This is a genomic window from Embleya sp. NPDC020630 (genome assembly GCF_044334985.1).
GTDB lineage: Bacteria > Actinomycetota > Actinomycetes > Streptomycetales > Streptomycetaceae > Embleya.
The window spans coordinates 207,854-232,259 of the sequence record NZ_JBIRUB010000008.1 but is presented as its reverse complement, the minus strand read 5'-3'; the positions used below and the strand labels follow the sequence as shown (position 1 = coordinate 232,259).

21 protein-coding genes are annotated in these 24,406 nt (G+C 72.3%); 11 read left to right on the top strand and 10 right to left on the bottom strand.

Annotated elements, in window-relative coordinates:
* Positions 1-129 precede the first annotated feature (129 nt).
* Positions 130-1,248, top strand: a complete 1,119-nt coding sequence (serC, locus tag ACH4XV_RS27070) for a phosphoserine transaminase (RefSeq protein ID WP_395794114.1) — start codon at positions 130-132, stop codon at positions 1,246-1,248.
* Between the two features lie 137 nt (positions 1,249-1,385).
* Here the strand turns inward: serC and ACH4XV_RS27065 are convergent, their stop codons facing one another.
* Entirely contained in the window at positions 1,386-2,435 is a 1,050-nt protein-coding gene (locus tag ACH4XV_RS27065) for a hypothetical protein (RefSeq protein WP_395794112.1), read from the bottom strand.
* A 156-nt stretch (positions 2,436-2,591) separates the two neighbouring features.
* Here ACH4XV_RS27065 and ACH4XV_RS27060 point away from each other — a divergent pair, with 156 nt between their 5' ends.
* Entirely contained in the window at positions 2,592-3,338 is a 747-nt protein-coding gene (locus ACH4XV_RS27060; RefSeq protein WP_395794110.1) for a 3-keto-5-aminohexanoate cleavage protein, read from the top strand.
* 246 nt (positions 3,339-3,584) lie between these two features.
* Here ACH4XV_RS27060 and ACH4XV_RS27055 read toward each other — a convergent pair whose 3' ends face one another.
* The 4 genes from ACH4XV_RS27055 to ACH4XV_RS27040 all read right to left on the bottom strand — a co-directional run bounded on the left by ACH4XV_RS27055 (position 3,585) and on the right by ACH4XV_RS27040 (position 8,061).
* Complete coding sequence (locus tag ACH4XV_RS27055; RefSeq protein ID WP_395794108.1) at positions 3,585-4,358, bottom strand: maleylpyruvate isomerase family mycothiol-dependent enzyme; 774 nt, start codon at positions 4,356-4,358, stop codon at positions 3,585-3,587.
* 108 nt (positions 4,359-4,466) lie between these two features.
* A complete protein-coding gene (locus ACH4XV_RS27050) occupies positions 4,467-5,894 on the bottom strand; it encodes an MFS transporter (protein ID WP_395794106.1) in 1,428 nt (475 codons plus the stop codon).
* 48 nt (positions 5,895-5,942) lie between these two features.
* Positions 5,943-6,344, bottom strand: a complete 402-nt coding sequence (locus ACH4XV_RS27045; protein ID WP_235618661.1) for a MarR family winged helix-turn-helix transcriptional regulator — start codon at positions 6,342-6,344, stop codon at positions 5,943-5,945.
* A 262-nt stretch (positions 6,345-6,606) separates the two neighbouring features.
* A complete protein-coding gene (locus ACH4XV_RS27040) occupies positions 6,607-8,061 on the bottom strand; it encodes an NCS2 family permease (protein WP_395794103.1) in 1,455 nt (484 codons plus the stop codon).
* Positions 8,062-8,238: 177 nt separating this feature from the next.
* Here ACH4XV_RS27040 and ACH4XV_RS27035 point away from each other — a divergent pair, with 177 nt between their 5' ends.
* Together ACH4XV_RS27035 and ACH4XV_RS27030 are read left to right on the top strand one after the other, a co-directional pair.
* Entirely contained in the window at positions 8,239-9,027 is a 789-nt protein-coding gene (locus tag ACH4XV_RS27035; RefSeq protein WP_395794101.1) for a hypothetical protein, read from the top strand.
* 131 nt (positions 9,028-9,158) lie between these two features.
* Positions 9,159-11,498 (top strand): HAD-IC family P-type ATPase, encoded by a 2,340-nt coding sequence (locus ACH4XV_RS27030; RefSeq protein WP_395794099.1) that lies wholly within the window; start codon positions 9,159-9,161, stop codon positions 11,496-11,498.
* A gap of 58 nt (positions 11,499-11,556) precedes the next feature.
* Here the strand turns inward: ACH4XV_RS27030 and ACH4XV_RS27025 are convergent, their stop codons facing one another.
* Complete coding sequence (locus ACH4XV_RS27025; RefSeq protein ID WP_395794097.1) at positions 11,557-14,703, bottom strand: sacsin N-terminal ATP-binding-like domain-containing protein; 3,147 nt, start codon at positions 14,701-14,703, stop codon at positions 11,557-11,559.
* 247 nt (positions 14,704-14,950) lie between these two features.
* On the opposite strand from ACH4XV_RS27025, the gene ACH4XV_RS27020 reads away from it, so the two are divergent.
* Complete coding sequence (locus tag ACH4XV_RS27020; protein WP_395794095.1) at positions 14,951-15,208, top strand: hypothetical protein; 258 nt, start codon at positions 14,951-14,953, stop codon at positions 15,206-15,208.
* Positions 15,209-15,408: 200 nt separating this feature from the next.
* Here the strand turns inward: ACH4XV_RS27020 and ACH4XV_RS27015 are convergent, their stop codons facing one another.
* Positions 15,409-16,260 (bottom strand): DUF3027 domain-containing protein, encoded by an 852-nt coding sequence (locus ACH4XV_RS27015; RefSeq protein ID WP_395794452.1) that lies wholly within the window; start codon positions 16,258-16,260, stop codon positions 15,409-15,411.
* Positions 16,261-16,394: 134 nt separating this feature from the next.
* Here ACH4XV_RS27015 and ACH4XV_RS27010 point away from each other — a divergent pair, with 134 nt between their 5' ends.
* The 4 genes from ACH4XV_RS27010 to ACH4XV_RS26995 are packed head-to-tail and all read left to right on the top strand — an operon-like array spanning position 16,395 to position 19,922.
* Positions 16,395-17,963, top strand: a complete 1,569-nt coding sequence (locus tag ACH4XV_RS27010) for an MFS transporter (protein ID WP_395794093.1) — start codon at positions 16,395-16,397, stop codon at positions 17,961-17,963.
* A 10-nt stretch (positions 17,964-17,973) separates the two neighbouring features.
* Positions 17,974-18,435 carry a DUF2771 domain-containing protein gene (locus ACH4XV_RS27005; RefSeq protein WP_379999373.1) on the top strand — a complete coding sequence of 154 codons (462 nt, stop codon included), beginning with the start codon at positions 17,974-17,976 and terminating at the stop codon, positions 18,433-18,435.
* Positions 18,436-18,438: 3 nt separating this feature from the next.
* Complete coding sequence (locus ACH4XV_RS27000) at positions 18,439-19,089, top strand: futalosine hydrolase (protein WP_395794091.1); 651 nt, start codon at positions 18,439-18,441, stop codon at positions 19,087-19,089.
* Positions 19,086-19,922, top strand: coding sequence for a 1,4-dihydroxy-6-naphthoate synthase (locus ACH4XV_RS26995; RefSeq protein ID WP_395794089.1), 837 nt, complete (start codon positions 19,086-19,088; stop codon positions 19,920-19,922). The genes ACH4XV_RS27000 and ACH4XV_RS26995 overlap by 4 nt, the downstream gene beginning before the upstream one ends.
* 52 nt (positions 19,923-19,974) lie before the next feature.
* On the opposite strand, the gene ACH4XV_RS26990 is transcribed toward ACH4XV_RS26995, so the two are convergent.
* A complete protein-coding gene (locus tag ACH4XV_RS26990; protein ID WP_078976718.1) occupies positions 19,975-20,358 on the bottom strand; it encodes a cold-shock protein in 384 nt (127 codons plus the stop codon).
* Between the two features lie 203 nt (positions 20,359-20,561).
* Between ACH4XV_RS26990 and ACH4XV_RS26985 the strand changes: the two genes are divergently transcribed.
* On the top strand, positions 20,562-20,798 hold the full coding sequence (locus ACH4XV_RS26985; protein ID WP_395794087.1) for a hypothetical protein: 237 nt from the start codon (positions 20,562-20,564) through the stop codon (positions 20,796-20,798).
* A 30-nt stretch (positions 20,799-20,828) separates the two neighbouring features.
* On the opposite strand, the gene larE is transcribed toward ACH4XV_RS26985, so the two are convergent.
* Positions 20,829-22,253: an ATP-dependent sacrificial sulfur transferase LarE gene (gene larE, locus ACH4XV_RS26980; protein WP_395794450.1), complete on the bottom strand. Its 1,425-nt coding sequence runs from the start codon at positions 22,251-22,253 to the stop codon at positions 20,829-20,831.
* Positions 22,254-22,443: 190 nt separating this feature from the next.
* Here larE and ACH4XV_RS26975 point away from each other — a divergent pair, with 190 nt between their 5' ends.
* Complete coding sequence (locus ACH4XV_RS26975) at positions 22,444-22,653, top strand: hypothetical protein (protein ID WP_395794085.1); 210 nt, start codon at positions 22,444-22,446, stop codon at positions 22,651-22,653.
* Between the two features lie 28 nt (positions 22,654-22,681).
* Here ACH4XV_RS26975 and ACH4XV_RS26970 read toward each other — a convergent pair whose 3' ends face one another.
* The gene (locus ACH4XV_RS26970; protein ID WP_395794083.1) at positions 22,682-24,328 is read right to left on the bottom strand and encodes a DNA repair helicase XPB; all 1,647 of its coding nucleotides are present in this window, start codon (positions 24,326-24,328) and stop codon (positions 22,682-22,684) included.
* Positions 24,329-24,406 lie beyond the last annotated feature (78 nt).

Here is a 24,406-nt window from a genome sequence, read left to right as displayed (position 1 = left end):
CGCCGAAACGGCGCGCCACACCCCGCGCCGTCCACCCGTCGAGACCGCCGCCGGCCGAATGTCGGCCACATTCGTCTCATTGTGCGGAATACAGATCACTCACGAAACGGACACGACTACGCTCTTGGCGTGGCCGAGATCCAGATTCCCGCAGCGCTCATGCCCGCCGACGGCCGGTTCGGTTCGGGCCCGTCCAAGGTACGTCCGGAGGCGCTCGCCGCCCTCGCGGCGACCGGTACCTCCCTCCTGGGCACCTCCCACCGGCAGGCGCCGGTGAAGAACCTGGTCCGCCGGGTCCGCGAAGGTGTCGGCAGCCTGTTCTCCCTCCCCGAGGGCTACGAGGTGATCCTGGGCAACGGCGGTGCCACCGCCTTCTGGGACATCGCCGCGTTCGGCCTCGTCGACCGCAAGTCGCAGCACCTGTCGTTCGGCGAGTTCTCCTCGAAGTTCGCCGGGTCGGTCAAGGCCGCGCCGTGGCTGGACGAGCCCACCGTGATCAAGTCCGAGCCGGGCACCCACCCGCTGCCGCGGGCCGAGGCGGGCGTCGACGTGTACGCCCTGACCCACAACGAGACCTCGACCGGTGTCGCCATGCCGATCGCCCGGCCGGCGGGCGCCGACGCGGGTTCGCTGGTTCTGGTCGACGCGACCTCGGCCGCGGGCGGGCTGCCGGTGGACGCGGCCGAGACCGACGTGTACTACTTCGCGCCGCAGAAGAACTTCGCCGCCGACGGCGGTCTGTGGCTGGCCGCGTTCTCGCCGGCCGCGCTGGAGCGGGCCGGTCGGATCGCCGGCTCCGACCGCTATATCCCGCCGTTCTTCGACCTGGCCACCGCGATCGACAACTCGGTCAAGGACCAGACCTACAACACGCCGGCGCTGAGCACCCTGTTCCTGCTCGCCGACCAGCTCGACTGGATCAACGGGCAGGGCGGCCTGGACTGGGCCGTCGCACGCACCGCCGACTCGTCGGGCCGGCTGTACGCGTGGGCCGAGAAGTCCGCGTACGCGAGCCCGTTCGTGGCCGACCCCGCGGCCCGCTCGCAGGTCGTCGGCACGATCGACTTCGCCGACTCGGTCGACGCCGCCGCGGTGGCCAAGGTGCTGCGCGCCAACGGCATCGTGGACACCGAGCCCTACCGCAAGCTGGGCCGCAACCAGCTGCGCGTGGCGATGTTCCCGGCGGTCGAGCCGGCCGACGTCGAGGCGCTGACCGCGTGCATCGACTTCGTGATCGAACAGCTCTGACCCGGATCGGCAGCTCTGACTCGGACCGGGCAACTCTGACCGGGACCGAACGGCTCTGATCCACGCCGACAACGCGTGAACGGACGGCCGCCGCCTCGGACCCTCATCGGGGGTCCGAGGCGGCGGCCGTCCGGCGCTCAGTCCCGGTTCCGCCGCCCACCGAGTCGGCGATACGCGAAGAACAGCAACACCAGACCCGCCACCGCCAGAAGCCCCGGCCCATACGCCTTGGTCTTGTCGGCGGCGGAATCGCCGTCGCTCTTGTCACTGCCGGCCGCGCTGCCCGCCGAGTCCGACTTCGCGTCCGACTTCGCCCCGCCGCCCGGCGCGTTGCGTACCGAGTCCGGCCGGTTGTCGCCCTTGAGCTCGACCCGGCGCACCTGGCTGCCCTTGCCCTCGCTGCCGAACAGCAGGGTTCGGCCGTCCGGGCTCCACGCCACCGACTCGCCCTGGCGCTGGAGCGGCACGCTGACCGGGCCCACCTGCTTGCCCGGCGCGGAGAACACGGTGGCGGAGAAGTAGCCGCGCAGCACGAACCGCGACCCGTCGGGCGCGAACGCGCCGTCGGTCACCGTCGAGTCGCCGGCGGCTATTCGCCGGAACGTGTTGATCCCGGTGGTGGACAACTGCTCCGGCTGCTCGTAGAGCCCACCGTCGGACTCCTTGCTCGCGATGTAGAGCTTGTTCGTCCTCGGATCGATCAGCATCGCCTCGGCGTCGCGCGGCCCGTTGTCGTACTTCACCCGGAACTTGGTCGGTTTGACCGTCGCGTCGGCCAGCGTCGCGGGTTCGGCGAAGCGGTAGATCCACACCTCGGGCCATTTGCCGTGGAAGTTGTCGCCGATGTCGCCGACGAACAGGGCCGGATTGCCCGCGTCGTCCTTGCCGATCGTGATCGCTTCCCAGTCCCGCGCGTCCACGCCCGACAGCGTGATGGTGGCCTTGGTGGCACCGTCCTTGCCGATCGCGTAGATCCTGGGCGAGTCCCCGCTGTCGTTGTGCGTCCAATAGACGTCGGGATGTTGCGCGCTCGCCACCAGGCCGCTGGATTCGCCGATGCGCTCGTCCTTGATCGTGAACGCCACGTCGGAATCGGCCGTCGCCGCCGCGGGCAGCGCCACCACCAGGGCCAGGGCCGCCGGTAGCGCGCCCAGGACGCGCAACCGGCCTCGTTTCACGCGTTTCACGCGTACCGCCGTGTCATGGGTCCAGCCTGCCGGCCCGGTCCGGGCTCCCGTTCGACTCCTCCGGTCATTTTGCGACAGGTCGGCCGAATCCATTGCGGTTTGCCGTGGATCGGGGATGGGATGGGAGCTCGTGGGCGTCGGCATCGGGAGTCTTCCATGACACTGATCAAGGCCTGTCTGAACGGAACGCGGCGCCCCGAGGAGCACCCGGCGCTACCGCTGACCCCGGCACAGATCGCCGCGGACAGTCGAGCCGCGGTGGCCGCGGGGGCATCCATCGTGCATGTGCATCCACGTGATCGCCGGGGTCGCGAGAGTCTGGCGCCGGACGTGCTGGCCTCGGTGGTCCGGGCGATCCGAGGCGCGGCGCCCGGTGTGCCGATCGGGGTGAGCACCGGTGCGTGGATCGAGGCGGACGCGGCCTCCCGGCTGGCGTCGGTGCGCTCCTGGACCGTGCTGCCCGACCTGGCCTCGGTCAATCTCTCCGAGGAGGGCTCGGTCGAACTCGCGTACACGCTGGCGCACCTGGGGGTCGGGGTCGAGGCGGGGGTGTGGACCGAGGCCGACGCGGAGTTGCTGGTCGAGCGGGAGTTGGCCGCGGTGTGCACGCGGATCCTGGTCGAGGTCGAGGGCGGCGAACCGGGGGACGCGGCGGCCGAGGCCGGTCGGATTCTGGCGGTCCTGGATCGGTACGAGGTCGCGGTGCCGCGTCTGCTGCACGGCGCCGACGCGTCCGCGTGGCCGGCCCTGGACGCGGCGATCGCGGCCGGCCTGGACACCCGGATCGGGCTGGAGGACACCCTGCTCGACCCGGACGGCCGCCGGGTCCCGGGCAACGCGGCGCTGGTCCGGATCGCCGCCGACCGGGTACACGCGGCTCGCGCGGCCGGGAACCCGCACTGACGGCAGGTCTCGCCGCCGAGCCGGACCGGCGTCGCCGTGTCGCGGCACGCGAGCCCTCGACGCACCGCCCTACCGCATCAACGCGCCGATGATCACGGCGATGAGCAGGAGGGCCAGGGTGGCCGTGACGACGCGGGTTCGGGTGCGGGGATTCACGCATCAGAGCCTACGCGGCGCGAACGCCCGGCCGAATTCCGGTCGGGCGCTCGCGCGGGCGGGTCCGCGGGCCGGCCCCGAGTCGTCGGGTCAGACCATGGAGGCGGCCAGGCGGCGGCGGAAGGCCGCGAGCACGGTGCGGTCGCCGGTCCGCGAGACGACCGTGCCGGGCCGCCGGCCCCACAGGTAGAGCAGCAGTTCGGCGGGCTCGCCCGTCACCGCGGCGTCGGAGAAGCCCGGCTCGCGGGAGATCGTGAGGCCGCCGCGCTGCATGGTCAGCCGCCAGTGGTGCCGGTTGCTGTGTACGCCGATGGTGCGCCCGCTCGCGCCGTCGCGCGCGCCCCCGTCGTAGTGCGCCGGGAGCAGTACGCCCAGCACCTCGTCGATGCCGTCCAGTGCCTGCTGGGCGTCCAGCGGTCCCGGGGTGCCGACCGCCATCTCGATGTCGGCCCGGTGTACCGCCGCCTCGCGCGCCATCCGGCGGGCCAGGAAGCCGACCGTGCCCGGATCGGGCCCGTCGCGCTCCAAGACCTCCGGGACGGCGGCCTCGGGCAGGTCCGCCTCGACCGGGTCGAGCGGGTCCCGCCTGGCCATTTCCGCCACGAGCGCGGCGTGCGCCCGGGTGTAGGTGTCGAGCAGATCCCCCTTGTCGCTCGGGCCGCCCGGCTGCGGGCGGCCCTCCGGACGGCCGTCCGAGCGCAGTTGCCCGGTGGCGTCGGTGTACATGAGCACGGAATGTCGTACGACGTCGGCGACCGTCCAACCGGGACAGGACGGTACCGGCGCGTCCATGTCCGTGACGGCCGCCTGGCCCAGGCGGAGGCCCTCCGCCTGGAACAGGTGCTGGAACCGCACGTAGTCCATTCGTCAAGGATTCCAGCGGTTCGGGTGACGTGTCGATGGCCTGCGTCACCCCAGAGCGTGAATCCCACGTCAAGAAAAGGTGTGTCGCACAGATGTGCTGACGCTGTGTCAGATCTTGACCGCAGGATTACCGAACCCCGACCGTGTCGCCGTGACGCCGGCGCCGGCGGGAGTCGCGGAAACGGCTGGAGAGGCGGTGGGCGCAGCGCTCTCCGCAGCGATGGCCGGCGTGGTCGCGGCGGCGGCCGGGCGCATCGCGCGCACCATCGCACGCGGGCGCAGCCGGATCCCACTGTGCCGGGCCAGCAGCACACCGACCGTGAGCGCCGCGATCAGCGAGATCAGCCCGCCCACGAACAACCCGACGCGCGGACCGAAGCTCTCCGCGAGCCAGCCGATCAGCGGGCCGCCCAGGGGGGTACCGCCCATGAAGACGAGCATGTAGATGCCCATCACCCGACCACGCATCGCCGGATCACTGCCCAACTGCACGGTCGAGTTCGCCGCCGTGTTGAACGTCAGACCGGCGATCCCGATCGGCACGAGCAGCAGCGCGAAGCTCCAGTAGCCCGGCATGAACGCGGCGACCGACTCCAGCAGGCCGAACACGACGGCCGCGGCGACCAGTACCCGCAACCGGGTGTGCCCGCGCTTGGCCGCGAGCAGCGCACCCGCCAGCGAGCCGACCGCGAACACCGTGTTGAGCAGCCCGAACGAACCGGGCCCGGCGTGGAAGACGTTGTTGGAGAACCCCGCCAGGGTGACCGCGAAGTTGTAGCCGAAGGTGCCGATGAACCCGACCAGCGCGATCGCCACCAGCAGATCGGGCCGACCGCGCACATAGCGCAGCCCCTCCCGCAGCTGGCCCTTCTCGCGCGCCACCACGGGCATCGTGCGCAGCTCCGCCTCGCGCATGGCCACCAGGCCGAGCAGGACCGCGATGTAGGACACCGCGTTGAGCGCGAAGACCCAGCCGGTGCCGATCGCGGTGATCAGCAGACCGCCGACGGCGGGGCCGACGATGCGGGCGAGCTGGAAGTTGGCCGAGTTCAGACTGACCGCGTTGGCCAGGTCCTTGCGCCCGACCATCTCGATCACGAAGGACTGCCGGGCCGGGTTGTCCACGGCGGTGGCCAGGCCCAGGCCGAAGGCCAGCAGCCATACGTGCCAGACCTCGACCGCGCCGCTGAGCACCAGGACGGCCATCACGGCGGCGAGCAGGCCCATCACGGTCTGCGTACCGATCAGCAACACACGCTTGCGGTAGCGGTCGGCGATCACCCCGCCCCACAGGCCGAACAGCAGCATGGGCAGGAATTGCAGGCCCGTGGTCACGCCCAGCGCGGTGGTACTGCCGGTGAGCTGCAACACCAGCCAGTCCTGCGCGATGCGCTGCATCCACGTGCCGGTGTTCGACACGGTCTGGCCAGCGGCGAACAGTCTGAAGTTGCGGTTTCGTAGTGATTGAAAAGTGCCGGCTGTCGCCGCCACGGGCTCCCCCTTCGTCGTACGGATCGGCCGAGGCCGGATGTGCATCCGTCCCTGAACCGAACCGACCGCGACGCGGGGCGCGCCGAGCCTCGCTTACGCCTGCGCCAGCTTCTCCAGCACCGGCAGGGCCGCGCGCAACGCCTCGTTCTCCTCCGGCGTGAGCCGCGCCAGGTGTTCCGCCAGCCAGGCGTTGCCCAGTCGACGGTTCTCCTCCACCACGGCGGCGGCGGGCTCGGTCGCGGAGACCACGACCTGCCTGCGGTCGTCGGGGTGCGGCTCGCGCCGAACCAGGCCACGCTCCTCCAGGCCGGCGATCACCCGGGTCATCGACGGCGGCTGCACCTTCTCCTGCCGGGCGAGTTCGCCCGGAGTCATGGCGCCGCGCACGACGAGCACGGTCAACACCGAGAGCTGTGTGGGGCTCAGCGTCTCGTCGGCCCGCTGGTTGCGCAGGCGACGAGAGAGTTTCAGCACCGAGGCACGGAGGGCTGCCACCGTGGCACGGTCGGGTTCGGACGGGGACACGTTTTTTAGCTTAACTCTTTACTCTCGCTAACTTCCAATGCGTTCCCCGTCCGGGATATTCCGCCGGTACACGACGGCTGCCCCAGGGAGGGGGCGAACCCACCCGGAGAGGACAAACCCGAGACGGGCAGGGCGGGTGTCGGGCGGCGCTGCGGGCGGGGCACGGGTGTCCGGGGCCATCCGCGCCATGCGGGTGGCCGGGCGGGGGTGGGGTGGCCGCCCGGCCATCCGGTTACTTGACGCCGAGGGCCTGTTCGATCGGGTCGATGGCGAAGTGGATCACGAACAGGGCGGAGACGATCCACAGGAGCAGCGGGATCTCCCGGGCCTTGCCGACCGCCGTGCGCAGCACCACGTACAGGATGAAGCCGGCACCGATCCCGGTGGTGATGCTGTACGTGAACGGCATCAGCGCGATCGTCACGAACGCCGGGGCGGCGACCGTCGGGTCGTCCCACTCGATGTGCTTGATCTGGGTCATCATCAGCGCGCCGACCACCACGAGCGCCGGTGTCGCGGCCTGCGCGGGCACCAACTTGGCCAGCGGGGTGAACAGCAGCGCGAGCGCGAACAGGCCGCCGGTGACCAGGTTGGCGAGTCCGGTCCGGGCGCCCTCGCCGACCCCGGCGGTGGATTCCACGAAGACCGTGTTGGACGACGCGGAGGCACCGCCGCCCGCGATCGCGCCGACCGACTCGACGGTCAGGATCCGGCCCAGGCCCGGCACCTTGCCCTGCTCGTCGAGCAGCCCGGCCTCGCGGCTGACCCCGATGATCGTGCCCATGCCGTCGAAGAAGTTGGACAGCAGCAGGGTGAAGATCAGCAACGACGCGGTGATGAAGCCGACCCGGCCGAAGGCGCCGAACAGGTCGACGTCGCCGATCAGCCCGAAGTCCGGCGTGTCCACCACACCGTTCGCCTCGGGCGCGGTCAGCCCCCACGCCGCCTTGTCCAGGCCGGCGGCGTTGTGCACGATCACCGCGAGCACCGTCGAGGCGACCATCCCGATCAGGATCGCGCCCGGCACCTTCCGTACCACCAGCACGAACGTGAGCAGCAGCCCGAAGCAGAAGATCACCGCCGGCCAGCCCTTGAGCGTGCCGCCCGCACCGAGCGCGACCGGGACGGTGGAGTTCACCTTGTCCGGCACACGCGTCACGATGCCCGCGCTGACCAGGCCGACCAGGGTGACGAACAGGCCGATGCCGACCCCGATCGCCTGCTTGAGCACCAGCGGGATGGCGTTCATGATCGCCTCGCGCAACCCGGTGGCGGCCAGGATCAGCAGGCCGACGCCCTCCAGTACGACCAGGCCCATCGCCTCGTCCCAGGTCGTCTGCGGCGCGATCTGGAACGCGACCATCGCGTTGATCCCGAGCCCGGCGGCCAGCGCGAGCGGCATATTGCCGATCAGGCCCATCAGGATGGTCATCACGGCGGCGACCAGCACGGTCGCGGTGACCAGCTGCGGCTGGGACAGGTGGTTGCCGAACTTGTCGGTCGCACTGCCGAGGACGATCGGGTTCAGCACGATGATGTAGGCCATCGCGAAGAACGTGGCGAGCCCGCCGCGTATCTCGCGCAGCGGCGACGAGCCGCGCTCGGAGATCTTGAAGAAGCGGTCGAGGCCGCTCCTCCGCGTGGCGGGGACCTCGGGGACGGTCACGGCGGGGGCCTGGCGGGGCATGCGAATCCTCGGAGCGTGGGAACGGGTAGTCAAGACACGCACACGGCACGAGGGGGACGCGTGCCGGGAGACCCCAAAAGGGTGCCAGAGACCACAGCCGAAACGGGAACCGGTCTCTCCGGTTGTGCGTCGGGGCACGCGCGGGCCCCGTGCGGGCCGCCAAGTAGCCTTGTTTTCGTGAGCAGGCACGGGAGCGGGAAACGACGGCGCACCTCGCCGGATCCGGACGACACGGGCGTGGCGCGGACGGATTCGGCCGCGACGCCGGATCCGGTCGACGACACGTTCGACGCGGGCGCCTCCGGCAGCGGCGAATACGCGGCACACGGGAACGAGCCCTACCCGGCGACGGATCACGGCACCGCGGACTATGGCTCTGGGGACTTTGGCTCTGCGGATTACGGCTCTGCGGACTACGGCTCCGGGGAGTACGCGGCGACCTCGGGCGAGTACGGCGCGACCTCCGGCGAGTACGCCGCCGCGAACTACGCCGACTACCCGCAGACCGACTACACGGCCCCCGAGGCGGCCTACGGCTCCGGCGGCCACCAGGCCGCCGTACCGGCCTTCGAGCCCGACGCGTACGACTCCGGGAGCCACGCCACGCCCGAGTACGGCGCGAGCGCCTACGACCCGGCGACCGACCCGGCCCTGGGCGGGGGAACCGCCGAGTTCGCCGCCGTCACCCATGCCGCCGACGAGCCCGCGCCGCCCGCCGACCGGGAGCCGCCCACCGCGGACACCGGCATGCGGCCTGCCCCGCCCCCGCTCGAAGGCGACATCATCAAGCTCGTCGCCGTCGGCAGCGTGATCTGGTTCGCGCTGTTCGTGGTCGCCTGGTTCATGCGCGACTCGCTCACCGACGACGGCCGCGACTGGTGGCCGTGGTGCGCGCTGGCCGGCTCGGGCCTGGGCCTGTTCGGCCTCTGGTACTGCCGCCGCCTGCAGAGCGCGCGCGACGACTAGGCCCTGTCCGGCGGATCTTGGCGGGGCTGCGTCGGCCGGCGTCCGCCCCGCTCCGGGCGTGCGGTGAATGTACTCGGCGACCCGTTCCGAATAACCACAAAATCTGACATTCACTGACGTAACTTCAGGGCATGATCGATGCCCCCGTCACCATCACCGGGCTGACCGACGCCGAGGTCGCCGAACGTGTCGCGGCCGGCCGGGTCAACGACGTGCCGGGCCGTTCGAGCCGCAGCGCCTCGGCGATCGTCCGGGGCAACGTCTTCACCCGGTTCAACGCCATCATCGGCACCCTGTTCGTGGTGATCCTGATCGTCGGCCCGATCCAGGACGGCCTGTTCGGCCTGGTCATCGTCGCCAACACGGCGATCGGCATCATCCAGGAACTGCGCGCCAAGCGCACCCTGGACACCCTGGCGGTGATCGGCGAGGCCAAACCCCGGGTGCGCCGCGGCGGGCACACGGTCGAGGTGTCCGCGCGCGAACTGGTCCTGGACGACGTCTGCGCGCTCGGCGCGGGCGAACAGGTCATGGTGGACGGCGTCGTGGTCGAGGCCGACGCGCTCGAACTGGACGAGTCGCTGCTGACCGGCGAGACCGATCCGGTCCACAAGAGGATCGGCGACCCGGTGATGTCCGGCAGCTTCGTGGCCGCCGGCAACGGCGCGTACCGGGCGACCAAGGTCGGCGCCGACGCGTACGCCGCACGACTCGCCGAGGAGGCGGGCCGGTTCACCCTGGTCGACTCGGAACTGCGTCAGGGGCTGAACCGGATCCTCACCTACGTCACCTGGCTGATGATCCCGGTCGGAATCCTGCTGATCATCAGCCAACTGCGCACCGACGACGGCCTGCCCAACGCGCTGCGCGGCATGGTGGCCGGGCTGGTCACCATGGTCCCCGAGGGGCTGATGCTGCTCACCTCGGTCGCGTTCGCGGTCGGCGTGGTGCGGCTGGGCCGGAAGCAGTGCCTGGTCCAGGAGTTGCCCGCGATCGAGGGGCTGGCCCGGGTGGACGTGGTGTGCCTGGACAAGACCGGCACGCTCACCGAGGGCGGCATGGACGTGGCCGAGGTCCGTACGCTCGACGACACCCTGCCGATCGGCCAGGCGCTCGGCGCCCTCGGCACCTCCGACCCGCGCCCGAACGCGAGCCTCCAGGCGATCGTGGACGCCTACCCGGCGCCGCGCGGGTGGTCGATCACCGACGTCGCCGCGTTCTCCTCGGCCCGCAAGTGGAGCGGGGCGAGCTTCGCCGAGCGCGGCACCTGGGTGCTGGGCGCGCCCGACGTACTGCTGCCCGAGGGGCACCCGGTGCTGGCCGAGGTGGACGAACTGGGCGCGAAGGGGCTGCGGGTACTGCTGCTCGCGACCGCCGACGGGCTGACCGACGAGGCCGGCGCGCGGGCCCACCCGGCCGCGCTCGTGGTGCTCCAGCAGCGGCTGCGCCCGGACGCCGCCGAGACGCTGCGCTACTTCGCGGGCCAGGGCGTGGCGACCAAGGTGATCTCCGGGGACAACGCGCTCGCGGTCGGCGCGGTGGCCGCCAAACTCGACCTGGCGGGCGCGAACCACGCCGTGGACGCCCGCCGACTGCCCGAGGACCGCACCGAACTCGGGCAGGCGCTGGAGGAGAACACCGTCTTCGGCCGGGTCACCCCACAGCAGAAGCGGGCCATGGTCGCCGCCCTCCAAGCCCGCGAGCACACGGTGGCGATGACCGGCGACGGCGTGAACGACGTCCTCGCGCTCAAGGACGCCGACATCGGGGTGGCGATGGGCTCGGGCAGCGGGGCGAGCCGCGCGGTCGCCCAGATCGTGCTCCTGGACAACCGCTTCGCCACGCTGCCCTCGGTGGTGGCCGAAGGGCGACGGGTGATCGGCAACATCGAGCGGGTCGCGAACCTGTTCCTGGTCAAGACCGTGTACGCGCTGCTCCTGTCGCTGCTGACCGGCGTCGCGGGCGTGGTCTTCCCGTTCCTGCCCCGCCACCTCACCCTGATCGGCTCGCTCACGATCGGCGTACCGGCCTTCTTCCTGGCCCTGGCCCCCAACGCCGAACGCGCCCGCCGGGGCTTCGTCCCGCGCGTCCTGCGCTTCGCGATCCCGGGCGGTGTGGTGGCCGCGGGGGCGACGTTCCTGTCCTACTGGCTGGCCCACCTGAACAGCGGCACCGACCTGAAGGAGGACCGCACCACCGCGGTGATCACCCTGTTCCTGGTCGCGATGTGGATCCTGGCCATCGTCGCCCGCCCCTACGCGTGGTGGAAGATCGCCCTGATCGCGGCGATGGCGGCGGCCTTCCTGTTCACCCTCTACGTCCCCTTCGCCGCCGACTTCTTCGCCCTCTACCCCCAGGACCAGGGCAACAACGGCACCGCGATCGGCATCGCCATCGTCGCCGCTGCCCTCCTGGAGGCGGGCCGGCACGTCTCCGGTTGGCTCAGCCGCCGCACGGGCGGCGACGGGTAGGTCCCGGGCGCTCGCCCCGGGCGGGGCGGCTCGTGTCGGAGCCGCCCCTCCCCCGGGGTCACACGCCGTCGAAGTCGCGTTCCGTGGCGAAGTGGGCGGCGTTTTCCGGGTGGGTGAGGAGTTGTTCGACCTCGAAGCGGCGGTGCCATTCGCCGGCGGCCCAGGCCAGGCCGCGGGCGACGCCCTCGAAGGTGGTGGCGTGCACCTTGCCGTCGATGTAGCGCCAGTCCGCCTCCAGTTCGGTGCCGTCCGGGCCGGAGACGATCAGCTCCTCGTGTTCGACGTACTCCTTCGGCGCGTCGGGCATCGCCGCCAGCACGTCGTCCGGGACCTCGTGCACGGTGCCCTCGGAGAGCACCTTGCCGGGGATGGTCTCGGACAGCAGCGGTACGTCCAGCAGGTCGGCCAGCGCCTCCGCCCGGTCCGGGCGCACCGGCAGCACCACGTGCGTCGCGTCGTCCGCGACCAGCGCCGCCAGGTCCGGCGCGTCGCCCACCAGCGCGTCCGCGACGTCGGCCACGGTCATCCGGCCGCCCGAGACCCCGCGCAGCTCGCTCGGCGCGGACAGCCGCTCCGGGGCCACCTCGGCCAACGCGGTGTACAGCGCGCGCAACTGGTCCCGGGTCACCGCCCGGTCCGGGTCCGCCAGGCGCTCGAGCAGCTCGTCCGGGCCGTCCGGGTCGGCCAGCAGCGCCGGAAGCGTCGTACGCACGCCCAGGGCGGTCAGGAACACCGGATCCAGGCTCGCCCGGACCCGGTCGTAGAGGCCGTGCAGCAGCCGGTCCCCGTCCAGCGCGAGCAGCCCCGCCGGACGCCGCCCGTCCAGCACCGGGTGCCCGCGCAGCCACCACGAGGTGTACGACGGCACCCGGGCCCGGCCGCCGTCGGGCAGCAGCACGTGGGCCGGCTCGGTCACCGCGTTCCGCAGCGGCGGCGTGGCCAGCACCTCCAGGGCCTCGTCCCACGCGTCGTCCGCGACCAGGTCCAGATCGCGCACCGCGGCGAACCCGGCCAGCACCGGCGGCACGCCCTGGTCGGGCAGGTGGTCGAGCACGTCGTCGAGCCAGTCGTCCTCGGCGTCCAGGTCGTGATCGCAGCCGTCGTGGTCGAGGACCACGTCCTCCTCCCGGACCAGGCCGAACGTGCCGAGCACGCCGACCGCCTCCAGCACGTCCTCGCCCCAGCGCTCGACCAGGTCCGGGTGCGCGACGCCGAGCGCGTCCGGCTCGACCACCGCGGCGATCCGGCTGCCCGGCAGCATCAGCTCGCCCGCCGGCACCGCGTCGCCGTCCACGTCCGGCAGCAGCAGCGCGGCCAGCCACGGTTCGTCGCCGGCGGTGATCCGGGCGGCCCGGACCAGCTCCAGGACCGCGTCGGCGATGTCGTCGCCCTCCTCGCCCTCGGTGACCGCGGCCCGCACCGCCGGATCGGCCAGCACCGCCCGCGGCGTGGCCCGGACCGCGCCGAGCCGCTCCAAGAGCGGATGCGTCGCGTCGGGGTGGGCCACCCGCAGCCGAAGCACGTCCAGCACCGCCGGGTCCGGACTCTCCGGGCAGGGCAGCAGCACCCCCCTCGGCCCGCGCACGATCCGGCCGTCGGCCAGCGGCACCGGCAACGCCCCGAGCGCGTCCCGGGCCGCGGGGTCGAAGGCGTCGTACAGATCCCGCCACCAGCTCGGCTCCCGCTCCATCCCCGCGAGTTGGTCGACCACCTCGGCCAGCGGCAACCGGCGCACCCCCAGCACCCGCAACGCGGCGCTGCGATCCAGACCGGCCGGCAGCAGCCCGGCCACCACCGGTGCCAGCGCCTCGACCAGTCGCGGGCCCGCCGTCTCGATCAGCACCGCGTCGCGCGGGCGCAGCAGATCGCGGTCGCGCGCCGCGGTGCCCCGGTCGAGCAACAGCGCGTCGCGATCGTCGGGTTCCGCCTCCACGACGGACGCGGCGGCAAAGGCGTCGGAGGCGTCGGAGGCGTCGGAGGCGTCGGAGGCGCCCGAGGACCCGGCACCCGGCGCCGCGGCCGGCAGGAACGCGGTCTCCGCGAGCCGATCGAGCACCGCCCGGCGCAGCAGCCCGTCCAACTCCCCCTCGCCGGTCGGCCCCGGCACCAGGTTCAGCACGGCGGTGGTGGTCACCGGCCAGGTGCCGAGCAGCCCGGCGTAGGTCTCGGCGGCCCGCTCGATCAGGAAGTCGCGCAGCGGGCCGGGCGCGGTGTGCCGGCGGGTCGGGTCCAGCGGGAAGGACGCGACGAGCAGGGCGGGCAGCCCCAGCGGCTCGTCGGTGGGCGTGGGCGCGTGCACGACGGGCCGTACGCTCGGCCGGCGCGGATGGTCGGCGGCGTCCAGCGGCACCGCCCACAACACCGACCAGGCGGCCCGCCGGCGCTCCTCGGTGGGCCGGTCGGCGAGCAGCGCGGGCGCCAGCGCGCCGCCGTCCTCGGCAACCCGCCAGCGGGTCTGCACGCCGTTGTCGGTCACCACCAGGGCGCCGCCGTCGGCCCGGCAGGTCAGCGTCCGCACACCGTCCGGCGTCTCGATCACGATCTCGCCGAGCCGGCGCAGGGTGAGCAGCAGCGCGTCGTCGACCTCGGCGAGCAGCCGGGCGGCCAGGTCCACCGCGGCGCCGTCGCGCAGCGGCAGCACCACGCACGTGTCGTAGTCCTCGGGCGGGGTGCCCTCGGCCGGCATCGGCAGCCGCAGCACCGGCACGGCTCCGTCGCGCCGGGCCAGTTCGTCGGTGAGTCCGGCGTTGTCCCGGGCCTGTTCCGCGACCAGGTCGCGGGCCTCGTGCAGGGACCAGCGCACCCCGCCGGTCCGGGAGAGCACGCACGGCTCGTCGGTGACCGCGAGCACCGCGGCGAAGCCGACCCCGAACCGGCCGACCGCCTCCGGCCCGTCGTCGCGCTTGGCCGAGGCGCGCAGCGTGGACAGCGCCTCGACGCCCGGCGCGTGCAGCGGGTCGCCGGTGTTGGCCGCGACCAGGACCCCGTCGCGCAGGATCAGCCGGAGCCGGCCCACCACGCCGGCCCGGGCGGCGGCGTCGGCGGCGTTCTGCGCGAGTTCGACCACCAGTCGATCGCGATAGCCGCCGAGGGCGAGTTCCTCCTCGGCGTTCGCGTCCTCCCGAAAACGTGCGGGCGACGCGCCCCACGCGTCCAGTACGGCTCGCCGAAGCGAAGCGGTGCCAAAGCGGTCGTCGATGCCCATGCCGTGCGCCGTCCCTCGATCGCGGATGTGGCCGGAACCCTATTGCGTTTCCGGCGCCGCGGCCGCTCGGCGATCCCGGTCCGGGGAAAGCCGCGCGAAACGGCGTGGGGACGATGCGGACAGGCAATGGATCAAGTCACACAAAATCCACACAAACGACAAACAGCACTCCTCTGGTCGACCCGGCCGCAACGGGAGTAGACACATCCCGTGGGGGCAACCCCGGTCGGCTACGGAAGGGGACAACGTGGCTATCTACCGCACGCAGATCCAGTACGGGGCGCCCAACGCGCCCTGGCACGACGACGCGGACCTCGCGATCGTCATCCAGACGCGCAACGCGGTCGTGCCGGACAAGGCACGCCCGGCGACCGGCACCCAGGTCACCTGGTCCGGCCCGCAGGGCAACGGATCGATCACGTTCTTCGACGACGGCGCGAGCTTCCAGGGCGCCGCGCAGTTCCCGGGCGAGGGCCCGGTCGCCTACCGGGGCACGGCCCGCTGAGTCGACCTCGGGAACCGAGTCGGCCGCGCGAGCCGAGTCGATCTCGCGAACGCATCGAAGCCGCCACCGAATCGGTGGCGGCTTCGTCGTGCGCTCGACCGGACCGGGCCGTGTCCGCCGGACAGGACCCGGACCCGATCGCACGCTGCGGAGACTTCGGATATTCAGCGTAATTCGGATTAATTGCATCTCGCGGTCGATCAGGAGTGGCCCAACTGGTCCTCTCCGGGCTCCATGCCGTCCTCGTCCTCCGCGCTCTCGACCGGGCGGATCCGCACGGTCTCGATGCGGTACTCGTCCAGGGACAGCTCGGCCGCCGGCGTCGCGGCGGGCATCACCGCGGCCTCCGAGTGGCCACCGCAGCCGTAGGCCAGCGAGACCATCCGGCCGTCGGCGGGCGAATACTCGTTGGCGCACACGCCGAACGCCTGCCCGAGCGGCCCGCCGACCTTGACCAGGAAGCCGCAGCTCGTGCAATGCGCGGGCGCGGCCTGGGCCATCGGCGTGGCTCGGCCGAAATGCTCGTCCCAGCGGTCGGCGGCCAGATCGCGCCCGACCGGGGACAGTACGCGTGCGCGCCCCTGCCCCAGCTCGTACGCGACCGCCTTGGGGCCGAGCCCGATCGGCTCGGTCGATTCCTCCTCTGTCTCGTCCGCTCCGGTGTAACCGAATTCGAGACGGGGGTCGTCGGCGTCGGTGGGCAACAGGTCGCCCACGCCGAGGTCGCCGGGACGAAGGCGCTCGTTCCACGGCACCCACGCGGGCGCGAGCAGCGCCTCGGGGCCGGGTACGAGGACCGTTTCGTCCACGGTCACCAGCTTGGCGCGGGGCGCCCGGGTAACGGTCACCGCCCAGCGCCAGCCGTGATAAGCGGACTCGCGGCACGCGAACAGGTGGGTGACCAGGCGATCACCATCCACCTGTACACCCAGATGCTCGCCGACGGAGTCCTGACCTGCGGCTTCCTCGGCGGCGGCGAAGGCAAGATCAACCGCCTCTGCGCAGAGGCGGTCCGGGGTTCGACTACGGGTCGCGGCACTCACGAGAGTGATTCTCTCTCACGCGTCGAAGGTCTCCACCGCCGATACCCTCAAAACACGTCCGATTCCCGAACGGGCGCGCGGAGCGAGCCCTTCCTGGCGTGTCGCGACCGCATCATCCGAGGGAGCAAGGGCAGGATCCCGGCGTGGCAGCCTCCAAGACCAGTACCGCATCACGGCGCACCATTCGCGCGCCCGGCTCCACCCGCGGGTCGTCCGGCAGGAACCGAGGTCCGGGGCGTCGTGCGCTCGGGCGGTTCGGTGGCCTGTTCACCGGCGGCTTCGGCAAACTCCGCGGCGCGGCCCGGGCCAAGGGCGCCGGCGAGAGCGGCCTCGCGAAGCTGATCGAGTTGCACCTGATCAACAACGCCGGCGACGCGCTGGTGACCATGGCCCTGGCCACCACGATGTTCTTCTCGGTGCCCACCGGCGAGGCGCGCGACCGGGTCGCGATGTACCTGCTGATCACCCTCGCGCCGTTTGCGCTGCTCGCGCCGGTGCTCGGGCCGATCCTGGACCGGATGCGCCGAGGTCGCCGCTTCGCGATGGCGCTGGCGATGCTGGTCCGGGTGGGATTGTGCTGGTTGATGGCCGGCTCGGTCAACGACGGCGGCCTGGAGTTGTACCCGGCGGCGTTCGGCGTGCTGGTGTCCTCGAAGGTGTACGGGGTCAGCCGCAGCGCGGTGGTGCCCCGGCTCCAGCCGCGCTCGGTCTCGCTGGTCAAGGCGAACTCGCGGATCACCATGTTCGGCCTGATCGGCACGATGGGCGCGGCGCCGGTGGCGGGCGGCCTGAAATACGCGTTCGGCACGCCCGGGATCCTGTACGGCGCCTGCGTGGTGTTCACCTTCGGCGCGATCCTGTCCTTCACGCTGCCGTCGAAGGTCGACTCGGCCGAGGGCGAGGACCGGGCGTCGTTCACCGCCGAGGCCCCCGGCGTCGAACACGAGCGCAAGGTGTCGCTGGCCAAATTGCGCGGCGGCAAGGGCGGTACGAGCACCGAGACGGTGCCCGAGCCCCGGGCCGAGGAGTCGGGCGAGGGCCCGGCCGCGGCGGGCGGCGAGCGCGAATCCGGGCGCAAGCCGATCCGGGTCAAGACCTCGCGGCGGTTGCGCAGCGTAGGCCCGTCGGTGGTCCAGGCGTTGTGGGCGAACGCGGCGCTGCGCGGCTTCTCCGGGTTCCTGATCATGTTCCTGGGCTTCTTGATGCGCAAGCACCCGGTCGCCGACCTGTCCGCCACCCAGGCCACCATCGCGGTGGTGATCGCCGCCGCGGTCGGCAACGCGATCGGCACCGCGCTCGGCGCGTGGCTCAAGTCCCGCGCGCCGGAGGTGATCATCACCGCCGTGTTGCTCGCGTCCGCGTCCTGCGCGGCGTGGGCGGCGGTGATGTACAGCCTGGTCACGGTGCTCGCGGTGGCGGCGGTGGCCGGTCTTGCCCAGGCGCTGGGCAAGTTGTCGCTGGACGCGATGATCCAGCGCGACATCCCTGAGGCGGTGCGCACCTCCGCGTTCGCCCGGACCGAGACCGCGCTCCAGGTGGCGTGGGTGGTCGGCGGCGGCGTGGGCATCGCGTTGCCGCTGAACGGCACGCTCGGGATGAGCGTGGCGGCCGGCGTGCTGACCCTGGCGCTGGTGATCGTGGGCCGCAAACTGACGACGCGCCGGGCGCGCCGCAAGCGGTCCCCCGGCATGCGGCTGCGAACCGCCCGGTAATCTTCGGATCATGAAGACTCGCCGCCCTGCCGCCCTCGCCGGCGCCGCCGTCCTGGGCGCGCTCGCCCTGACGGGTTGCAACCTCGACAAGCCCACGCCGATCGTGACCATGGTCAGCGGGACGACGTCGGTCCACTCCGAGGCCGAGTGCTACAAGGACGACGGCTCGATCGACGAGAAGAAGGTCGACGGCTGCCTGAACAAGACCGACGGCCTCACCAAGCTCTCGGTCTCCGAGGGTGGCGGCTTCTCGATCGGCGTGGACAAGGAACTCGCCGACGACGGCTGGGTGCTCCTGGTCGACGGCAAGCCGCAGACCCAGTCGCCGATCAAGACCACGTACTACTCGGGCCTTCGGCTGAGCTACGGCACGCCGGAGAAGGAGAGCGAGCCGCTGCTGGTGCAGGTCGTGCAGCCGGACGGCAAGCAGGGCTACCGGGGCATCTGGTCGTTCAAGGTCGCGAAGAAGTAACCCTTGCCCATCCTGGTGATCACCGCCGTGGCCGCCGAGCGCGACGCCGTGCTCGGCGGTTCGCGTTCGTGGCGCATACCCGGCCCCGACGTGCTCGCGGTCGGCGCGGGCCCGGCGGCGGCGGCCGCGGGCACCGCCACGGCGCTCGCGCGGGGCTCCTACGACCTGGTGGTCAACGCCGGTATCGGGGGCGGCTTCCCGGGGGTGGCGCCGGTCGGCTCGACCGTGCTCGCCACCCGGGTGGTGGCGGCCGACCTGGGGGCGCAGACCGCCGACGGGTTCGTGCCGATCGAGGAACTGGGCTTCGGGACGAGCGGGTTCGAGGCGGACCCGCGACTGGTCACCCACGTGGGTGACATGTTGCGCGCCGCCGGCGTCTCGCTCGCCACCGGCCCCGCGCTCACCGTCTCCACGGTGACCGGAACCGCCGAGCGCGCCGCCGAGTTGGCCGCCCGCCACGCGGGCGCCGCGGTCGAGGGCATGGAGGGCTTCGGCGTGGCCACCGCCGCCGCGGCCCACGCGGTGCCGATGCTCGAACTGCGCACCGTCTCCAACGCCGTGGGCCCGCGCGATCGGGCGGCCTGGCGCATCCCGGACGCGCTGCGCGCACTCACCGCGGCCTTCGCCGCGCTCGAAGGGAGCCTGACGCCGTGACCCTGTCGCTGGCCTATTCGCCGTGCCCGAACGACACGTTCGTCTTCCACGCCTGGACGCACGGCCTGCTCCCGGACGCGCCGCCCGTCGAGGTGCGCTACGCCGACATCGACATCACCAACGGCCTGGCCGAGCGCGGCGAGCTGGACCTGCTGAAGGTGTCCTACGCGGCGCTGCCGTGGGTGCTGGACGAGTACGCGCTGCTGCCCTGCGGCGGGGCGCTGGGGCGTGGTTGCGGCCCGCTCGTGCTGAGCCTGGGCGCGAGCACCCCCGAGGCGCTGGCGGGCAAGGTGGTCGCGGTGCCGAGCGAACGCTCCACCGCGTACCTGCTGTTCCGGCTCTGGGCGGCGCGGCACGTGCCCGGCGGGGTCGGCGAGATCCGGGTGTTGCCGTTCCACGAGATCATGCCCGCGGTGCGCGACGGCGTGGTGGACGCGGGGCTTGTCATCCACGAGGCGCGCTTCACCTACACGCGGTACGGCCTGACCTGCCTCGCCGACATGGGCGACTGGTGGGAGTCGGACACCGGCCTGCCGATCCCGCTCGGCGCGATCATCGCCAAGCGCTCGCTGGACCTTTCCGCCCTGGCCGCCGCCGCGCGCGCCTCGGTCGAGCACGCCTGGGCCGACCCCGCCGCGTCGCGCGCCTATGTCCTGGAACACGCCCAGGAGATGGATCCGACGGTCGCCGATCGGCACATCGGCCTGTACGTCAACGAGTTCACCCGCGACCTGGGCGCCGAAGGGCACGCGGCGGTGTCCGCGCTGCTCGACCGCGCAGCCGCCGAGGGCCTGGTCCCGCCAGTCCCGACCGGCGCCCTCGAACTCCCCTAGGCCGTACGGGGGATCGCCGGGCGGGCCGCGTGGGCCCACCCGGCGCCCTTACTCACGTGTCGAGTTCGTCGGCGACGGCGCGCAGCAGTTCGGCGACCTTCGCGGTGGCCCGCTTGTCGGGGTAACGGCCGCGCTCCAGCGTCTTGTCGACCCCCTCCAGGACCTTGAGCAGGTCCTGGATGATCGAACTCATCTCGTCGGGCTTCTTGCGGCTCGCGGCGACGACGGAGGGGCGCGGGTCCAGGACACGGAGCGAGAGGGCCTGTTCGCCGCGGCGCCCCTCGACGATCCCGAACTCGACCCGGGTGCCGGGCTTGAGCGTGTCCAGGCCCTGCGGCAGTGCCGACGCGTGCACGAACACGTCGCCTCCGTCGTCCCGGGACAAAAACCCGAAGCCCTTGTCGGTGTCGAACCACTTGACCTTGCCGGTGGGCACGGGAGACCTCGATCGTGTCGGGACGGCTTCGTCGGGACTTTTACGAGCATTTACCAGGCTGGCTGGGGCGCACACATCGAATCCGAGCAGGAACGCGTAGTGACCCCGTTCACTCGTCCAGGCTAATGGTCGCCTTCTCGGCCGGACATCGGGATACCGCCCCGCGCGCGAGCGGGGCGGATCGGGGCATCTACCCTGGGTCGGTGTCCAACGCATCCGCAGGCCCCGGCGACCGGCTCGTCCGCGTCGGCGCGCTGCTCTTCGCCCTCGGTACGGTCGCCACGCTCGCCACCGTCACCCCCATGCTGATCGGCGCGCACGCGCTGCCGACCGCGGTGTATCTGCTCAGCGCGCTGATGCCGGTCGGCTTCGCGATCGCCGCCGCGGGCCTGGTCAGGTCGATCCGCAGCCGCCGCCGTCCGGTGCCGAAGCTGCTCTGACCCGCGCCGAGCAGCCTCGGCGGCGTCGGCTCAGCGGTACGGCTCCGGGTCGGGCAGCAGTTCGTTCATCGCGCCCTCGCGGTAGCCGAGCGGGTCCACCTCGACCCGGGCGAAGCCCGCGTCGCGGACCGCGGCCAGGGCCGGTTCGTGGCCGGCCACGGCGGTGCTCAGCGCGGCGTCCACCTCGATCCGCGCGAACTGCCCCAGATCGCGCACGCGCAGGTTGCGCACCGCGATGCCGTCCCGGGCCAGCACCACCCGCAACGCGGTCTCCGCGCGTTCCACCCGGGCCAGCCGGGCCGGGGTGATCGCCACCCCGTAGGCGACCCGGCTGGACAGGCAGGCCGCGGCCGGCTTGTTCCAGGTGGGCAGCCCCCAGGTTCGACTGATCGCCCGGATCTGGGCCTTGGTCAATCCGGCGTCGAGCAGCGGGGTGACCGCGCCGGCCTCGGCCGCCGCGGCGATCCCGGGCCGAAAACCCGCGCGCGCGTCGTCCGCGTTGGTACCCGTGGCCAGATGCGCCATCCCCGCCGCGCGGGCCACGGGGGCGAGCACCGCCATCAGCTCCGTCTTGCAGAACCGGCACCGGTCGCCGTTGTTGTCGCGGTAGCCCGCCCGGGACATCTCGTCGCTGGGCACCAGCTCGTGCCGCACCCCCAGCTCGGCGGCGAAGGCCCGCGCGGCGTCGCGTTCGGCGGCCGGCAGGCTGGCCGAGTCGGTGGTCAGCGCGAGCACCTCGGCCGCCCCCAGGGTGCGTACCGCCGCCGCGAGCAGGAACGCCGAGTCGGCGCCGCCGGAGAACGCCACCGCGACGCTCCCGAGCGAGGCCAACCGCTCGCGCAGCGCGCCAAGACGCAGGTCGGCCACGTGCGCGTCCAGCCACGCGGGAAAGCCGGTCAGGTCCGGAAGCACCACGTCGGCCCCGGCCGCCCGCAGGTCCTCGGCGGAGATCGGCCCGGTGGCCACCCCGACCGCGATCGCGCCGGCCGCCCGGGCACCGATCAGGTCGCCGAGGTGGTCGCCGACGTACACCCCCGCCCCCGACGCGCGCAGCGCCACGCCCTTCTGCTCGCCCCACAGATCGCCGACCAGGTGGTCCACGGCCAGGTCCAGATGATCCAGGTGCAGCCGGGCATTGGGCTCGTGCTTGCCGGTGACCACCATGGTGCGACCGCCGTGGCGGTGCACCGCGGCCAGCGCCTCGCGCGCACCGGGCAGCACGTCGGTGCCGTGCACGGCGTGGTGCGGATAGATCTCGCGATAGCGCGCGGCGACGGCGCTCACCTCGTCCGCCGGGAACCAGTTCGCCACCTCGACCTCCAGCGGCGGCCCGAGCCGAGAGACGATCAGCGGGATGTCGATCGCCGCACCGGTCTCCGCGGCGAGCACGGACCATGCCGCCCCGATGCCGGGGCGCGAATCGACGAGCGTCATGTCCAGGTCGAAGCCAACGATGAGGGCATTCACCCGTTCAGCCTACGACGCGCCACGATGCATGCCGATGACCCATTTCCGGCCCCCGCCCCCGATCCGAGCGGGTCCGCCGGACGGGCCACCCTTAGGAGATGGTCACCCACAAGGGGTAGCGCGGCGGGCGCCCTGATGCTGACGCGTCCGTTATGTCGGCCGTCGTAGCGTCGAGGACATGATCACGATGACGCGTCTCCCCGCCCACGGTTCCCTGCACATTCCCGCGCTGCGCGGCTCGGCCCCCGCCGCGATCCCGTTCACCGACCTGGTCCGCGCCCGGCTGCGCGGGCCCGCGCACACGAGCGCGCGGATCGCGCGCGGCACGTGGATCTTCACGAGCACCGCGGTACGGGTCACCCTGCTCGGCCGGCACGCGGTGCCGTGACCGCGCGCCCGACCGCCGCCGCCGTCCGCTACATCTGGGTGTCCACGTCGTCGGAGTCGACGATCCGGTACGCGTAGCCCTGTTCGGCGAGGAACCGTTGCCGGTGCGCCGCGAAGTCCTGGTCGATGGTGTCCCGGGCGACCACCGAGTAGAACCGCGCCCCGCGGCCGTCGGCCTTGGGCCGCAACACCCGACCGAGCCGCTGCGCCTCCTCCTGCCGCGAGCCGAACGACCCGGACACCTGGATCGCCACCGTGGCGTCGGGCAGGTCGATCGAGAAGTTCGCCACCTTGCTGACCACGAGCGCCTGCACGGCGCCGGTGCGAAACGCGTCGAACAACCGCTCGCGTTCCTTGTTGGTGGTCTCGCCCTTGATCACCGGCGCGTCCAACACCTCGCCCAGCTCGTCGAGTTGATCGATGTACTGGCCGATCACCAGGGTCTGCTCGCCGCGGTGCCGCTCGACCAGGTCCTTGACCACGCGGGTCTTGCTCGCGGTGGTCGCACAGAACCGGTAGCGCTCCTCGGGCTCGGCGGTCGCGTACGCCAGGCGTTCCGTCTCGGTCAGGGTCACCCGGACCTCGACGCAGTCGGCCGGCGCGATGTATCCCTGGTTCTCGATCTCCTTCCACGGCGCGTCGTAGCGCTTGGGACCGATCAGCGAGAACACGTCGCCCTCGCGGCCGTCCTCGCGCACCAGCGTCGCGGTCAGACCGAGCCGGCGCCGGGCCTGCAGGTCGGCAGTGAACCGGAAGATGGGGGCGGGCAGCAGGTGGACCTCGTCGTAGACGATCAGACCCCAGTCCCTGGAGTCGAACAGCTCCAGGTGCGGATACACGCCCTTTCGCCGCGTGGTCACCACCTGGTAGGTGGCGATGGTCACCGGCCGGATCTCCTTGCGGGTACCGCTGTACTCGCCGATCTCGTCCTCGGTCAGCGAGGTGCGCTTGACCAGCTCGGACTTCCACTGGCGGGCCGAGACCGTGTTGGTCACCAGGATCAGCGTGGTCGCCTTCGCGGTCGCCATCGCCGCCGCGCCGACCAGCGTCTTGCCCGCGCCGCACGGCAGCACCACCACGCCCGAGCCGCCGTGCCAAAAGCCCTCGACCGCCTCCTGCTGGTAGGCGCGCAGGCTCCAGCCGTTCTCGGCCAGCTCGATCGGGTGCGCCTCGCCGTCCACGTAGCCCGCGAAGTCCTCGGCGGGCCAGCCGAGCTTGAGCAGCACCTGCTTGATCTGGCCGCGCTCGGAGGGGTGCACGATCACGGTGTCCGGGTCGACCCGGACCCCGACCAGCGGCGCCATCTTCTTGCTGCGCAGCACCTCCTCCAACACCGCCCGGTCGGTGGTGGTCAGCACCAGGCCGTGCGTGGGGTGCCTGGACAGCTGCAGGCGCCCATAGCGGCCCATCGTCTCGGCGACGTCCACCAGGAGCGCGTTGGGCACGGGGTAGCGCGAGTGTCGCAGCAGCACGTCCACGACCTGCTCGGCGTCGTGGCCCGCGGCGCGCGCGTTCCACAGGCCCAGCGGGGTCAGTCGGTAGGTGTGCACGTGCTCGGGGGCGCGCTCCAACTCGGCGAACGGCGCGATGGCCCGGCGGCACTCGGCGGCGGCCTCGTGCCCGACTTCGAGAAGCAGGGTTTTGTCGGACTGGACGATCAGGGGGCCGTCGGGCACGGGCCAACCTTTCCGCGGGTGGAGGGGACGGGACCAACAAGTGTCAACCATTCGCGGTGTGCGCGTGTTCCGAACGGC